This is a genomic window from Sphingopyxis sp. H050 (assembly GCF_001468265.1).
In the GTDB taxonomy this organism is placed as follows: Bacteria; Pseudomonadota; Alphaproteobacteria; order Sphingomonadales; family Sphingomonadaceae; genus Sphingopyxis.
Window position 1 is genome coordinate 190,006 of sequence record NZ_LNRZ01000003.1, and the last position, 12,701, is coordinate 202,706.

The window sequence follows — 12,701 nt, forward strand, 5'->3', positions numbered from 1 at the left end:
AGCGGGCGGCGGGAGTAGATCGCTCTCATGAGCGATTTCAGACACCTCTCCGCCGGCTTCAGCGTCGCCCCGCAGATCAGCATCGAGGATGTTGCCGAGGCCAAGGCGCAGGGCTTTGCGATGATCGTCAACAACCGCCCCGACGGCGAGGAACCGTCGGCGCCGCAGGGGCCCGACATCGCCCACGCCGCAGCGGCCGAAGGGCTCGCCTATGCCGCGATCCCGATCGGCCATTCGGGGTTCAGCCATGCGCAGATCGACGCGCTCGACAAATTGCTCGGCGATGCGACTGGACCGATCCTCGCTTATTGCCGCTCGGGCACGCGCTCGACCCATCTGTGGGCGCTGACGCGCGCGCGCGCGGGCGACGATGTGGGCGAGATCGTCGATGCGGCGGCGAAGGCAGGCTATGACCTGACGGGCCTGCGTCCGATGCTCGACGCGCTCGCCGGCGAAAAATGAATCAGGCGGAACTGATCCAGCTCGGCCTGTCGCTGGTCGCGGTCCTGTTCGTCGCCTGGCTGGTCGGGAAGCTGGGGCTCGGCGCCGACCCGCGGATCGAGGATGCGGCCCATGCAATCCGTCTCGCCGAAGAGGCCGAGGCGGGGTTCAAGGGCGTCGAGGTCGCGCGCGACCATGCGGGCTTCGCGGCGATCGTCCGCAATGCCGAGGGGCGGATGATGCTCGTGCGCGCGCACGGCAATCATTTTGCGGCGCGGCCGGTCGATGCGGCGGTGATGGGGCGCCTCGACAAGGAATTTCTGACGCTGACGATGCCGGAGAAGACCTTCGGCGCGGTAACGCTCAAATTGGGAAAAGAGGCGGGGATGTGGGCATCGCGCATGCGGGATCTGAATTGTGGATAAGCTGCCCGATCCGGTCACCTATGCGGTTCCCGCCTTCATCCTGCTGCTGATCGCCGAGATGATCATCTCGCTGCGCGCCGACAAGAGCCGCTACGAGGCGCGCGACACGCTCACCTCGCTTATGCTCGGTACGGGGAGTCAGGTCGCGGGCGCCTTCGTCGGCGCCGCGGTGATCGCGATGTCGGTGTGGGTCTATCAGTTCCGCCTGTTCGACATCGGGATCGAATTCAGCCGTTGGTGGTGGGCGTGGATCCTCTGCTTCTTCCTCGACGATCTCGCCTATTACGCCTTCCACCGCAGTGCGCATCGCGTGCGCTGGTTCTGGGCGAGCCATGTCATCCACCACAGTTCGCAGCACTATAATCTGTCGACCGCGCTGCGGCAGACATGGACGGGCTTTTTCAGCCTGACCTTCCTGTTCCGCCTGCCGCTGTTCCTGATCGGCTTTCCGCCCGCGATGGTCTTCTTCTGTGCAGGCCTCAACCTGATCTATCAGTTCTGGATCCATACCGAGGCGATCCGGCGGTTGCCGCGCTGGTTCGAGGCGGTGATGAACACCCCGTCGCACCACCGCGTCCACCACGGCGTGAACCCGCGCTATCTCGACGCCAATTATGCCGGGGTCTTCATCATCTGGGACAAGATGTTCGGCAGCTTCGTCGCCGAACGCGACGACGAGCCGGTGCGCTACGGCATCGTCAAGCAACTCGGCAGCTTCAACATCCTGTGGGCCGCGGTTCATGAGTGGGTCGGGATCGCGAAGGACGTCTGGCACGCCCCGTGGCGGCACAAGCTTTCCTATATGTGGCGCGAGCCCGGCTGGAGCCACGATGGCAGCCGCGCGACGAGTGCGATGATCAAGGAGTGCTGGGCGGCCGGGGGACCTGTAGAGGGGCCGGCGGAGTAGGCATGTCGTCGCCCCCGCGAAGGCGGGGGCCGCCATTGGTTTGCTTAGCGATGAAGGGCAAGGACGGCATCGGTCCCCGCCTTCGCGGGGACGACGTGTTTTTCTTGCCACTCCCGCTAATGACATTCATGTAAGCACCCGGGCGACCGCCGTAGGCGGCGCGAGGGAGAGTCGCATGGATCAGTTCGACATCATCGTTATCGGCGGAGGCAGCGGCGGCAGCGCGGCGGCGGGACGGCTTGCCGAAGATGGATCGCGCAGCGTCTGCCTGATCGAGGCTGGCGGGCGCAACGATACGGTGCGGGTCAAGACGCCGGGATTTATGCCCTTCATCCCCAAATCGTCGAACTATCGGTACGAGACGGTGCCGCAGCCGGGGCTCAATGGCCGGACCGGCTATCAGCCGCGCGGGCGCGGGCTCGGCGGGTCGAGCGCGATCAACGCGATGGTCTATATTCGCGGCCATGCGTTCGATTACGACCAGTGGGCCTCGCTCGGCGCGACGGGCTGGAGCTACGCCGATGTGCTGCCCTATTTCAAACGCGCCGAGGGCAACGAGCGCGGGGCCGACGACTATCACGGCGCCGACGGGCCGCTCCATGTCATGGACCAGCGCTGGCCGAATGTAACGAGCAAGCGCTTCGTCGAGAGCGCCGCGGCGCTGCAACTGCCGCGCACCGGCGATTTCAACAAGCCGAACAATGAGGGCTTCGGCCTCTATCAGGTGACGCAGAAGGCGGGCGAACGCTGGTCGGCGGCGCGCGCCTATGTCGAGCCGCTGCGCGAGAAGGCCAATTTCGCGGTGCGAACCGGCGCGCTGGTCGAGAAGATCCTCGTCGAGAACGGCCGCGCGACCGGCGTGGTGATCCGGCGCGGATCGCGGCGCGAGACGCTCAAGGCGCGCGGCGGGGTGATCCTGTCGGCGGGGGCGTTCAACAGCCCGCAGATATTGATGCTGTCGGGGATCGGGCCCGCGGCGCATCTCAAGGACAAGGGGATCGACGTGGTCGCCGATCGCGCGGCGGTGGGCGCCGATCTGCAGGACCATATCGACTATGTGTCGAGCTGGGAGACGCGCTCGACCGATCCGCTCGGCCACAGCCTGGCCGGGACATGGCGGATGGTGAAGGCGATCCTCGAGCATCGCACGAAACGCACGGGGATCATGACGACCTGCTTCGCCGAGGCGGGCGGCTTCTGGAAATCGCGCCCCGATCTGCCCGCGCCCGACGTGCAATATCATTTCGTCCCCGCGATGCTTGAGGATCATGGGCGCACGAAGGTGAAGGGGCATGGCTTTTCGATCCATGCCTGCGTGCTGCGACCCGAGAGCCGCGGGTCGGTGATGCTCGCCTCTGCCGATGCCGCCGCGGCGCCGGTCATCGATCCGGGCTTCCTGACCGACGATCGCGATATCGCGACGCTGCGGGCGGGCGTTCGGATGATGCACCGCATCGTCGGCGCGCCGCCGCTTTCGCACTATGCGGGCGTCGACCGGCATCCGGTGGACATCGATGACGACGCCGCGCTCGACGCGCTGATCCGCAGCCGCGCCGACACCGTCTATCACCCCGTCGGCACGTGCCGGATGGGGAGCGACGCCGCGGCTGTGGTCGACCCGACGCTGAAGGTGAATGGTATCGAGGGACTGTGGGTCGCCGACGCGAGCATCATGCCGCGGCTGGTCAGCGGCAACACCAACGCGCCAAGCATCATGATCGGTGAGCGTGCGGCGGATTTTGTACGGGCGGCCTTGGGTTAGCGCGACCCAACCCCCTCGTCATTCCGGCGCCTTCGTGCGGCGTCGATGGCGCAAGATGTTGGACAACATAGGGCCAGCGCCGACGTCGAGATCGGGCGCTCGGCCCATGTCCCCGAAGGCGCGGAACGATGCTTGTCAGCGATTCGGTTCTGCAGCCTGACGGCAGCTGGCGTGTCTTCGCCCGCTGCGCTATCGCCACCCAAGAGGCTGAAAGGTCCGGGTTTTCGAGATTCGCACCCGCTGCGCTCAAAAAAAGAGGGCCGGGACTTTCGTCCCGGCCCAGCCTTTCAGGCTCTCCCCTCCTGAAACTGTTGACGCAATGAATGCCACATTAATGTCATGTTGTGAAGGCTAAAATTGCGGCACTCGCGCCTAAAAATTGTGCAGTCTTTTGTGCAGTTTCGGGAGCGGATTTTCGCGGCAAAAACCCGCTCCCTCGGCTCCTTAGAACGTCTTGCGCGCGGTGATCCCGAAGGTCCGCGGCTGTCCGACCGAATAGCCGAGGCGCGCGCGACCGCCGCGTTCGCGGTCGAACGAGAGCAGCGCATTTTCGTCGAACAGATTGTTGACATAAGCGATCAGCGACAGTCCATTATCGAAATCGACCCCGGCGCTGAGGTTGACGAGTTGATAGTCGGGTAGTTCGAGATCGACCGTCGTCGATGCCCCCGCCGGTGCGCCGCCGAAGGGCAGGCCGTGGACGAAGGTGCGCGGGTTGTTCTCCTGATCCGCGGGCTGGGTGTAGCGTGCGCCGACATGCTGGAACGACGCGCCCACATACGCCTTCGCCGTGTCGCTGACCGGGAATTCATAGCTGCCCGAGGCCGAGAGCTGGAACTTCGGCACCGACGGCAGGCGATTGCCGTCGCGGATGCCCGTCGCCGTGGTCAGCGCCCCGGGCAAAGTGGTGTCGAATTCGGCCTCGATCAGGCTGCCCGACAGGTTCAGGTCGAGGCCGTCGGCGGGCGACAGCCCAAGCTCGAACTCGACGCCCATCGAATGCGCCTTTGGCACGTTGAAGACGATGCGCGACGAACAGGTGCCCGCATCGAGCGTGACCTGCAAGTTGCGGATGTCGTTGTAGAAGCCAGCGGCGTTGAAGGTGAAGCCGCGGCCCTGCGATTTGACGCCGAGCTCGTAATTCCACAGCGTTTCGTCGTCATAGTCCTGGAAGCCGCCGAACAGGGCGGCGTCGCCCGGCGAGCAAAGCGGCAGGTTGAGCGGATCGTTGACGCCGCCGAGGCGGAAGCCCTTCGACGCCTGCGCATTGATCGAGACATCCTCGCTGACGTCGTAGGACAGCAGGAAGCGCGGGGTGAAGCCGCTCGATTTGGTGCTGTCGGTGCGGTTGTCGAGGTTCGAGAAGAGCCCCCCCGATTTGAAGCTGCGCGTTTCCTTGAAATCGTAATAGCGGCCGCCGGCGGTCGCGGTGAGCGCGTCGCTAATGTCGTAGCTGACCTCGCCGAAGATCGCGAACTGCTTGATGTCATAGGGCAGGTCGGCGTTGTACGGCGAGTTGGCGGGGAAGCCGTTGCGCGTCGCCGCCGAGGTGCCGGCGCCGAGCGTGGCGTCGGTCACCGCGTCATAGCCTGGGGTCGGCAGCCGCTGCGCATAGACACGGTCGATCTTCGAATAAAAGGCGCCGAGCACCCACTGGAACGGACTGTCGTTGTCCGACGCGATGCGCGCTTCCTGCGTCCAGGTTTCAAGATCGGTGGTATCGACGAGATTCGACGGGAGCAGCACGCCGGCGGCCGGATAGCCGAGGTCGACCGACACCGACCCGGTCAGCGCGCTCGCGTCGCGGCTGACCAGGATGTCGCGGTTGATATAGCTCGTCACCGAGGTCAGTTTCGCTCCGCCGAGGCCGACGTCGATCTTGAGGTCGGCGATCAGCGTTTCGTCCTCGAACCCTTCGCGCAGCAGCAGATATTGCTGGCGCTCGTCGAAGGTCACCGCGGGACGCGTCGTCGTATAGGGGTTGGCGTAGAGATTGTAGATCTCCTGCCGGTTGAAGCCGTCGGCCTTGACCTTCTGATAGACGATGCGCGGGGTGATCGAGAAATTGTCGCTCGGCTCGAGGGTGAGGGCGATGCGCCCGCCATAGCGTTCGCCGCTGTTGACGTCGTCGCCGCCCGCCGGTCCGATCGCGTTGATGAAGCCGCCGTAGCGCGTGTAATAGCCGACCGCGCGTACCGCCGCCTTGTCGCCGATGGGCACATTGACCGCGCCTTTCAGATGGCCGCCGATATCGTCGCCGTCGACCAGGTTGATGTTGCCCTCGACCGTGCCCTCGGTGACGCCGAGCTTCGGCTGGTTGGTGATGTAGCGGATCGTGCCGCCGACCGAACCCGAACCGAACAGCGTGCCCTGCGGCCCGCGCAGCGTTTCGACGCGGTTCAGATCGAAGAGGTCGAGGTCGGGGGTGAACAGCGAAAGCGAGATCACGCTTTCGTCGAGATAGACGCCGACCTGCTCCTTGACGCCCGGTTGGTCGCGGACGACCTGTCCCGCGGACACGCCGCGCACCGAGACTTGGCTCTGACCCGGCCCGAGGTTTTGCACCGAAAGGCCGGCGACGTTGCGCGACAGGTCTTCGAGCGTCACCGCGCCGGACTTCTGGATGTCCTCGGCGGTCTGCGCGTTGATCGAAAAGGGAATGTCCTGCAGATTCGCGTCGCGCTTCGTCGCGGTCACGATGATGATGTTGCCTTCATCCTCGTCCGCGGCGCTTTGGGCGATGGCAGGGGTGGTGATGGCCAGCGCGAGCGTCGAAAGCCCCGCCAGCAAAGAAATGCGTACATGCATCGGATCTCGTCCTCCTCTTGGGCGCGGGGCTATGATTGCCCCCTGGCGGTGACGTGTGCGCTTTTGACGAGTCCAAGGCAATGGGGGGCGAATCGGGGCGCAAAAAATGACCGGCAGCTGTTGCATCCGGGACACGGTCGAAAGATGCTGTCCAAGGGTGGCCGGGTCTCAAAAAGGAGGCCGGCCAATGAACTGCCGGGACAAAAAAAGGCCGGCCAATGAATGGCCGGCCAGTGGTTCGCAGGAGGAACCCCGGTAGGACCCCGCCGCCGTTTGAAAGAGGAGAGAGAGCGGCGGCGGGTATCCTGTCTCGTTATAAGTTGTAGGCGCGCTCGCCGTGCTCTGCGAGGTCGAGCCCTTCCTGCTCGACGTCCTTCGACGGGCGCAGGCCGATGGTGTATTTAAGGCCGAGGAACAGGACCGCGCTGACCACGCCGGTCCACAGCACAGTGGTGCCGACGGCCCAGATCTGCGTCGTCACCTGGCCCACCAGGTCGAATTCGCCGGCCTTGGCGACGGGCGCGGTGTAATCGATCCAGCCCTGACCGCCCCACGCCGGGTTGGCGACGAAGCCGGTGCCGATCGCGCCGACGATGCCGCCGACCGCGTGGATGCCGAACACGTCGAGCGAGTCGTCATATTTAAGTTTCTTCTTCACCGTGGTGACGAAGAAGAAGCAGACCAGCGAGGCGACCGCGCCGAGGATGATCGCGGTGCCGGGGTGGGCGAAGCCCGCCGCCGGGGTGATCGCGACGAGGCCGGCGACGACGCCCGAGACGCCGCCGAGGAGCGAGGGCTTCTTGTGGATGATCTGCTCGATGATTGCCCACGTTGCACCCGCGGCCGCGGTGGCGACGAGGGTGTTGATGAAGGCGAGCGCGCCGAAGGCGTTGGCTTCGAGACCCGAGCCGGCGTTGAAGCCGAACCAGCCGATCCACAGCAAGGAGGCGCCGATCATCGTCATGACCAGATTGTGCGGCGGCATCGGTTCGGTGTTGTAGCCGAGGCGCGGACCGATCACGAGGCAGCCGACCAGGCCGGCGATGCCCGCGTTGATGTGGACGACGGTGCCACCCGCGAAGTCGAGCGCGCCCCAGCCCCACAGCAGGCCATAGTCGGTCGGCGCGGCGTGCAGGAAGTCCGGGCCCGCCCAGTACCACACCATGTGCGCGATCGGGAAATAGGCGAAGGTCAGCCACAGCACCGTGAAGATGATCAGCGGCGTGAACTTGACGCGCTCCGCGAACGCCCCGACGATCAGCGCCGGCGTGATGCAGGCAAAGGTCATCTGGAAGATCACGAAGACATATTCGGGGAGGTACACCCCGTTCGAGAAGGTCGCCGCGAAGGTGTTGACATCGACGCCGGCGAGGAAGGCCTTGTCCAAGCCGCCGAACAGCGACGGGAAGGGCGTGCCGGTCGAGGTGAAGGCCATCGAATAGCCCCAGCTGAACCAGACGAGCGCCGCGACGCAGACGATCGTCAGCACCTGCATCAGCACCGACAGCATGTTCTTGGCGCGCACGAGGCCGCCATAGAAGAGCGCCAGCGCGGGCACCGACATCATCAGCACCAGCGCCGAGGCGACGAGCATCCAGGCCACGTCGCCCTTGTTGACCATCTCGGCGGTCGGCACGAACGGGGCGGGCGCCGCCGCCTCGGCGGCCGGCGCGGCAGGCGCCGCGACGGCGGTCGCCGCTTCCTGCGCCCATACGGGCAGCGCGGCGAACAGCGACAGGCCGGCGGCCCCCGCGCTCGCCGCAATCTTGTTTGCGAACGTCATATTTTCCCCCTTCGTCATTAGAGAGCCGCCTCGCCGGTCTCGCCGGTGCGGATGCGCACGGCCTGACCCACGTCGAGGACGAAAATCTTGCCATCGCCGATCGACCCGGTTCCGGCGCTTTGCTGAAGCGTTTCCACGACCCGCGGCGCGAGCGCATCGTCGCAGACGAGCTCGATCTTCACCTTCGGGACCATGTTGGTTGCATATTCGGCGCCGCGATAAATCTCGGTCTGCCCCTTTTGCCGGCCGAACCCCTTGACCTCGGTCACGGTCATGCCGGCGATGCCCAGCCCGGTGAGCGCTTCGCGCACCTCGTCGAGCTTGAACGGTTTGATGATAGCCAGGATCAGCTTCATGTTGCCCCCTTTTGCTTATGGCACGATGTTGCGGTGCAACAGCCGTGCCAGATTGCGCGGGGTCCGCAAAAGTTAACATTTTGTGACGGTTTTTGGCGCGCCAACGCACAGGATCGTGCGTTCGCTAGGCAGGCGAGGCAGTGCCTTGCCTAAATTTTAGGCATTATATCGCCTTGAAGCGCGCCCAGATCGGCAGATGGTCCGACGCGCGCGCGGCGAGCGCGCTCTTGTGGACGCCGGCCTCGACCGCCTCGAAATGCGGCGAGGCGAAGATGCGGTCGAGCTTGGCCACCGGGCGGCGGCTGTGGAAGCTGTGGCCGGTGTCGACGAGATGGTGGTGCGCGCCGAAATCGGCGAGGCAGCCGCCCTGGTTCCGCCATTCGTTGCAGTCGCCCATCAGGATCGTCGGCAACGGCTCGCCCGCGGCGACATGATGCAGGATCGCGCGCGCCTGTTGCCGCCGCCGGAGGCCCGAGATGTCGAGATGCATGCCGACGACGCGCAGCCGCGTATCGCCGACGCGCAGCGTCGCGGCGACCGCGCCGCGCGGCTCGAGCATCGGCAGGTGCAGCGCGTGGCTTTCCTCGACCTCGATCCCCTTGCGCACGAGCAGCGCATTGCCGTGCCAGCCGATGCTGTGCGGGCGGTCGGTGAGGGTGACGGGGACATAGTCGCTATGTTCGGCGAGCATATGCGGCGGAATCGCGCTCGCGCGGGTGCCGAAGCGGCGGTCGGCCTCCTGCAAGGCGACGATATCGGCGTCGAGTTCGCCCAGCACCGACAGCACCCGCCCGGGGTCGCGGCGGCGGTCGAGCCCGATGCCCTTGCGCATATTGTAACTGGCGACCTTGATCATGGGAGAGTCTTGCGCTGCCCTTTTATTCCGTTGGTGCTGAGCTTGTCGAAGCACTGTCCTTTCTTTTTTCAAAGAAAAAACGGTCCTTCGACAAGCTCAGGACGAACGGGGGAGGGGTTGGGTTGCAAATTCAGCCGATACCGAACTCCGCCAGCAAGGCCCGCGCCTCGGCCAGATCCTCGTCGAGCACCATCACCCGTACCGGGATCAACAGTCCGACGCTCTCGGCGATATTCATGCCCGAGTCGAAGCACACCGCGTGCACGCCCGCGCTTTCGAGGCGGCCGCGCAGCAGTTCGGCTTCCGCCCCGTTGGGCAGCCGCACCAGTTCGACGAGCGCCATCAGCCGGTAATGAACCGGTCGGTCGGTCGTGTCGGCAGGCCGTCGATGCTCCGGGTGCGTCCCTGGAATTTCTCGACCCACAGCTCGGGGTCGGCCTGGCGGTGATATTTTTGCAGCGTATCGCGTTCGTGGCTCAACTCCATCATCGGAACGCCCCAGCCGCAGCTCGTTTGCACGCTTTCGATGTCGATGACGAAGATCTGGCGCGTGCCGGGAAGCAAGTTGAAATGGGCCGCAAGCGCGTCCCATTCGGCATCCTGCGGCAGCACGGGGCGGCCGCGGCCGTAGATGCGCAGGATCAGCGCGGTGCGGTCGAAGGCGCAGAACATGATCGTGATCCGCCCGTCGGCGGCGAGATGCGCGTGCGTCTCGTTTCCCGATCCGCCGAGGTCGAGATAGGCGACCTGGCGTTCGGAAAGGACGCGGAAGCTGTCGGCATAGCCTTTGGGGGACAGGTTGATCCGCGCATCGACGGCGGCCGTCGCAGTGAAATAGATCGGCTGCTTTTCGATGAAAGCGATATGCTTGTCGGTCAGCGTGTTGGTGAAATCGGCCATCTTTGCTCTCCGTCCCGCCCGGTGCCTATCACCAATCCTTGCCCTCTTCTATCGCCGCGGCCTCGCCCGCGCGGGAGGCGCGGCCGAGCGCGGCGTTGCGGTGCGGAAAGCGGCCGAAGCGGTCGATGATGTCGAAATGCTTCTTCGCATAGTCGAGCGAGCGCGGATCGGCGAGCGTCGCCATCAGGCGCAGCGATTCGCGCTGGTCGGCGATATCCTCGCTATGTTCGAAGGGCAGATAGGCGAACTGGCGGCGTTCTTCGGCATAGGTCCGGTCCCAGCCGTGCGCGACGATTCCGCGCGCGATGGCGCGCGCCAGGTCGTCGGTCGCGAAGGCCTCGGCATGATCGCGGTGGATGTTGCGCGGCACCTGGTCGAACAGGATCGCCGCCGCGAGCGCGGTGTCGGGATCGGTCAGGAAATGGTCCGCGGGGAAAGCGCGCAACGCCCCGTGCCAGTCGGCGGCGAGCGCGCGGACCTCGGCATCGAAGTCCGGCCCGCCGCCGTACCAGTCGTCGAAGCCATGTTCGTCGAACCAGAAGGTCAGAAGCTGGCGCGCCCAATCGGCGGGGGGGGGCGAGGGTTCGGTTTCGGACAAGTCTGTCGCCCATTTATAAGGTCATCCCGGCGCAGGGCGTGTGGAGTCACGCGCCTCCACACGCCCTGCGCCGGGATGACGCATGAATTTAGTGAAGCAGCACCAAATCTGCGCTCAGACTATTCGGCCTTGGGCTTGCGATACGGCACGAATTCGCCGAGCGACACGAAGCCGCTGTACATATGGCTCGTGCGGTCGTGCAGCTGGACGGGGTCGATGCTGCACAGCTGGCTGCCGGTCGTTTTGGTCACCAGAATATCGTCGTCGTCGAGCGACGAGGCGCCGCCGCGCGGGCGGTTGACCCAATAGGTGCCGCCCGATTTATACACGATCGCGGTCTTGTCGATGATCTGCGAGCTGCCGGCGCTGTAAAGCGAGATGCAGTCCTGCGGCTTGCCGGCGACGCGGCCTTCGAGCAGCTTGGCAAGCTGCGCTTCGGGATCGAGCTTTTCGCGCGCCGTGGCGGCGGGAGCGGCCGCGAGAATGGCGGCGGAGAGGATCGTAAACATTATCGGACGCATGATGCGACTCCTGTCTGAGCTAACCCTACCCGCGCGCCTTATACATCAAAACCGATGAACCGTGAATGACTCGCGGCGGAATGCCGCCGCTCAGCAGGTCGGCAGCGGAATACCGAGCGGGCCCTTGCACTTTTTCTTCTTCTCGGGCTCGGCCGGGGTGGCGCCGCCGCTGGAGCCGCCCATGCCGCCGAAATCGGCGCCGACAAGCAACATCGTGTGCGAGCGGAAGCGGACCTTGGCGGTCCAGTCGATGTTCCACACCGCATTGCCCGCGGGCTTCGGCGGATAGGAGAAATTCGCCTCGGGACCGAAAGCGTTCAAATTGCCGAGCAGCATCTCGCCCGACGCCTTCTTGACCTCGGCGGGGATCTGGCAGCTCGTCTGCGACGGCGGCATCACGATCTTCCTGGCGATCAGGTTCGCGACGACCGAGGGCGGCAGCCAGTCCCACAGGCCGCCGCCGAATTCCTTCGACGCGCTGCTGGTCCACCACACGATGTCGCCGACGTCGTTCTTGCCGCCGCCATTGCCCATTCCGCCGATGGTCCACGCGACATAGCCGGTCGCGTTCGGCACGGCGTTCCAGCGGACGATCACCGACTGGTCGGGCTGGATCGCGGTCGAGGCGCTGAGACCCTGCATATAATCCTGCGCCAGCGTGAAGTTGATGTCCGAGCCTATATTGCTCGCGACGCGGTGCGCGCCGAGCAGCGACGAGCCCGGTCCCGGCTGCTTGCCGCCCTTGCTGTTCGGCCAGTCGACATAGGATTTGCTGTTCGACTGGCTGACCTCGCGGATCACCGGCACGACGGTGGAGAAGAGGTTCGGCGGAACCTGCCCTGCGGCGACCTTGGCGAAATCGATCACGACCGGCTGGCCGGGTCCGGCCTTGGCGCCGCAACCCCAATAGAGGAGCAGGCGGCCCTTGGGGCGCTCGAACTCGGTCGGATAGGTGCCCTCCTTACGCTCCGGCGCGATCAGCGGCACCGACTTGCCGAGCTTGGCCTGCGGCAGGAAGAAATGATCGCCCTTCGGCGGCGGCGCGGTCGGCGACTGGTCGGAGCCGAGGCGGAGGAGCAATTGATAGGCGACCTTGCTGTTCGGATCGCCGCCGAACGCCATGCTGAGCGCGCCGCCGAAGCCACCCTTTCCGCCGCCCATGGCGGCGAAGCCCGACATGGTCGCGACGTCCATTTCATAGCGTTCCTTGGGGCCGGTCGACTTTTGCGCCGATCCGGGAACGGCGGCGAGCATCGCGGTGACGGCGGCAATGGAAGCGAAACGCAGACTCGAACGCATGAAATCCTCCCTGTTGCGAGGGGTGTCCCTCGCGGATGACGATGC

13 protein-coding genes are annotated in these 12,701 nt (G+C 65.3%); 4 read left to right on the top strand and 9 right to left on the bottom strand.

All coding sequences use genetic code 11. The annotated features are described in order from the left end of the window. Positions 1–27 precede the first annotated feature (27 nt). The 4 genes from ATE67_RS07115 to ATE67_RS07130 all read left to right on the top strand — a co-directional run bounded on the left by ATE67_RS07115 (position 28) and on the right by ATE67_RS07130 (position 3,535). Positions 28–462, top strand: coding sequence for a TIGR01244 family sulfur transferase (locus tag ATE67_RS07115; protein ID WP_058816045.1), 435 nt, complete (start codon positions 28–30; stop codon positions 460–462). Then, positions 459–866, top strand: a complete 408-nt coding sequence (locus tag ATE67_RS07120) for a hypothetical protein (protein WP_058816046.1) — start codon at positions 459–461, stop codon at positions 864–866. The genes ATE67_RS07115 and ATE67_RS07120 overlap by 4 nt, the downstream gene beginning before the upstream one ends. Then, positions 859–1,773, top strand: coding sequence for a sterol desaturase family protein (locus ATE67_RS07125; RefSeq protein WP_058816047.1), 915 nt, complete (start codon positions 859–861; stop codon positions 1,771–1,773). Before ATE67_RS07120 ends, ATE67_RS07125 begins: the two co-directional genes overlap by 8 nt. A gap of 175 nt (positions 1,774–1,948) precedes the next feature. Then, positions 1,949–3,535 (top strand): GMC family oxidoreductase, encoded by a 1,587-nt coding sequence (locus ATE67_RS07130; RefSeq protein WP_058816048.1) that lies wholly within the window; start codon positions 1,949–1,951, stop codon positions 3,533–3,535. 444 nt (positions 3,536–3,979) lie between these two features. On the opposite strand, the gene ATE67_RS07135 is transcribed toward ATE67_RS07130, so the two are convergent. The 9 genes from ATE67_RS07135 to ATE67_RS07175 all read right to left on the bottom strand — a co-directional run bounded on the left by ATE67_RS07135 (position 3,980) and on the right by ATE67_RS07175 (position 12,656). Beyond that, complete coding sequence (locus tag ATE67_RS07135) at positions 3,980–6,343, bottom strand: TonB-dependent receptor (protein ID WP_058816049.1); 2,364 nt, start codon at positions 6,341–6,343, stop codon at positions 3,980–3,982. Between the two features lie 313 nt (positions 6,344–6,656). Beyond that, positions 6,657–8,126: an ammonium transporter gene (locus tag ATE67_RS07140; protein WP_058816395.1), complete on the bottom strand. Its 1,470-nt coding sequence runs from the start codon at positions 8,124–8,126 to the stop codon at positions 6,657–6,659. Between the two features lie 17 nt (positions 8,127–8,143). Next, positions 8,144–8,482: a P-II family nitrogen regulator gene (locus ATE67_RS07145; RefSeq protein WP_003043080.1), complete on the bottom strand. Its 339-nt coding sequence runs from the start codon at positions 8,480–8,482 to the stop codon at positions 8,144–8,146. Positions 8,483–8,645: 163 nt separating this feature from the next. Then, entirely contained in the window at positions 8,646–9,338 is a 693-nt protein-coding gene (locus ATE67_RS07150; protein ID WP_058816050.1) for an endonuclease/exonuclease/phosphatase family protein, read from the bottom strand. 130 nt (positions 9,339–9,468) lie between these two features. Next, complete coding sequence (locus ATE67_RS07155; protein WP_058816051.1) at positions 9,469–9,681, bottom strand: putative signal transducing protein; 213 nt, start codon at positions 9,679–9,681, stop codon at positions 9,469–9,471. Beyond that, positions 9,681–10,238, bottom strand: coding sequence for a pyridoxamine 5'-phosphate oxidase family protein (locus tag ATE67_RS07160; protein ID WP_058816052.1), 558 nt, complete (start codon positions 10,236–10,238; stop codon positions 9,681–9,683). Before ATE67_RS07160 ends, ATE67_RS07155 begins: the two co-directional genes overlap by 1 nt. Positions 10,239–10,266: 28 nt before the next feature. Then, positions 10,267–10,836, bottom strand: coding sequence for a DUF924 family protein (locus tag ATE67_RS07165; RefSeq protein WP_058816053.1), 570 nt, complete (start codon positions 10,834–10,836; stop codon positions 10,267–10,269). A gap of 119 nt (positions 10,837–10,955) precedes the next feature. Beyond that, a complete protein-coding gene (locus ATE67_RS07170) occupies positions 10,956–11,357 on the bottom strand; it encodes a hypothetical protein (protein WP_058816054.1) in 402 nt (133 codons plus the stop codon). 90 nt (positions 11,358–11,447) lie between these two features. Continuing rightward, positions 11,448–12,656 (bottom strand): hypothetical protein, encoded by a 1,209-nt coding sequence (locus ATE67_RS07175; RefSeq protein WP_058816055.1) that lies wholly within the window; start codon positions 12,654–12,656, stop codon positions 11,448–11,450. Positions 12,657–12,701 lie beyond the last annotated feature (45 nt).

Excerpts from the sequence above, each read along its gene's own strand:
- ATE67_RS07175 (WP_058816055.1), bottom strand. The coding sequence starts at position 12,656 with ATGCGTTCGAGTCTGCGTTTCGCTTCCATTGCCGCCGTCACCGCGATG.
- ATE67_RS07170 (WP_058816054.1), bottom strand. The coding sequence starts at position 11,357 with ATGCGTCCGATAATGTTTACGATCCTCTCCGCCGCCATTCTCGCGGCC.
- ATE67_RS07140 (WP_058816395.1), bottom strand. The coding sequence starts at position 8,126 with ATGACGTTCGCAAACAAGATTGCGGCGAGCGCGGGGGCCGCCGGCCTG.
- ATE67_RS07135 (WP_058816049.1), bottom strand. The coding sequence starts at position 6,343 with ATGCATGTACGCATTTCTTTGCTGGCGGGGCTTTCGACGCTCGCGCTG.
- ATE67_RS07130 (WP_058816048.1), top strand. The coding sequence starts at position 1,949 with ATGGATCAGTTCGACATCATCGTTATCGGCGGAGGCAGCGGCGGCAGC.
- ATE67_RS07160 (WP_058816052.1), bottom strand. The coding sequence starts at position 10,238 with ATGGCCGATTTCACCAACACGCTGACCGACAAGCATATCGCTTTCATC.
- ATE67_RS07155 (WP_058816051.1), bottom strand. The coding sequence starts at position 9,681 with ATGGCGCTCGTCGAACTGGTGCGGCTGCCCAACGGGGCGGAAGCCGAA.
- ATE67_RS07145 (WP_003043080.1), bottom strand. The coding sequence starts at position 8,482 with ATGAAGCTGATCCTGGCTATCATCAAACCGTTCAAGCTCGACGAGGTG.
- ATE67_RS07115 (WP_058816045.1), top strand. The coding sequence starts at position 28 with ATGAGCGATTTCAGACACCTCTCCGCCGGCTTCAGCGTCGCCCCGCAG.
- ATE67_RS07120 (WP_058816046.1), top strand. The coding sequence starts at position 459 with ATGAATCAGGCGGAACTGATCCAGCTCGGCCTGTCGCTGGTCGCGGTC.
- ATE67_RS07150 (WP_058816050.1), bottom strand. The coding sequence starts at position 9,338 with ATGATCAAGGTCGCCAGTTACAATATGCGCAAGGGCATCGGGCTCGAC.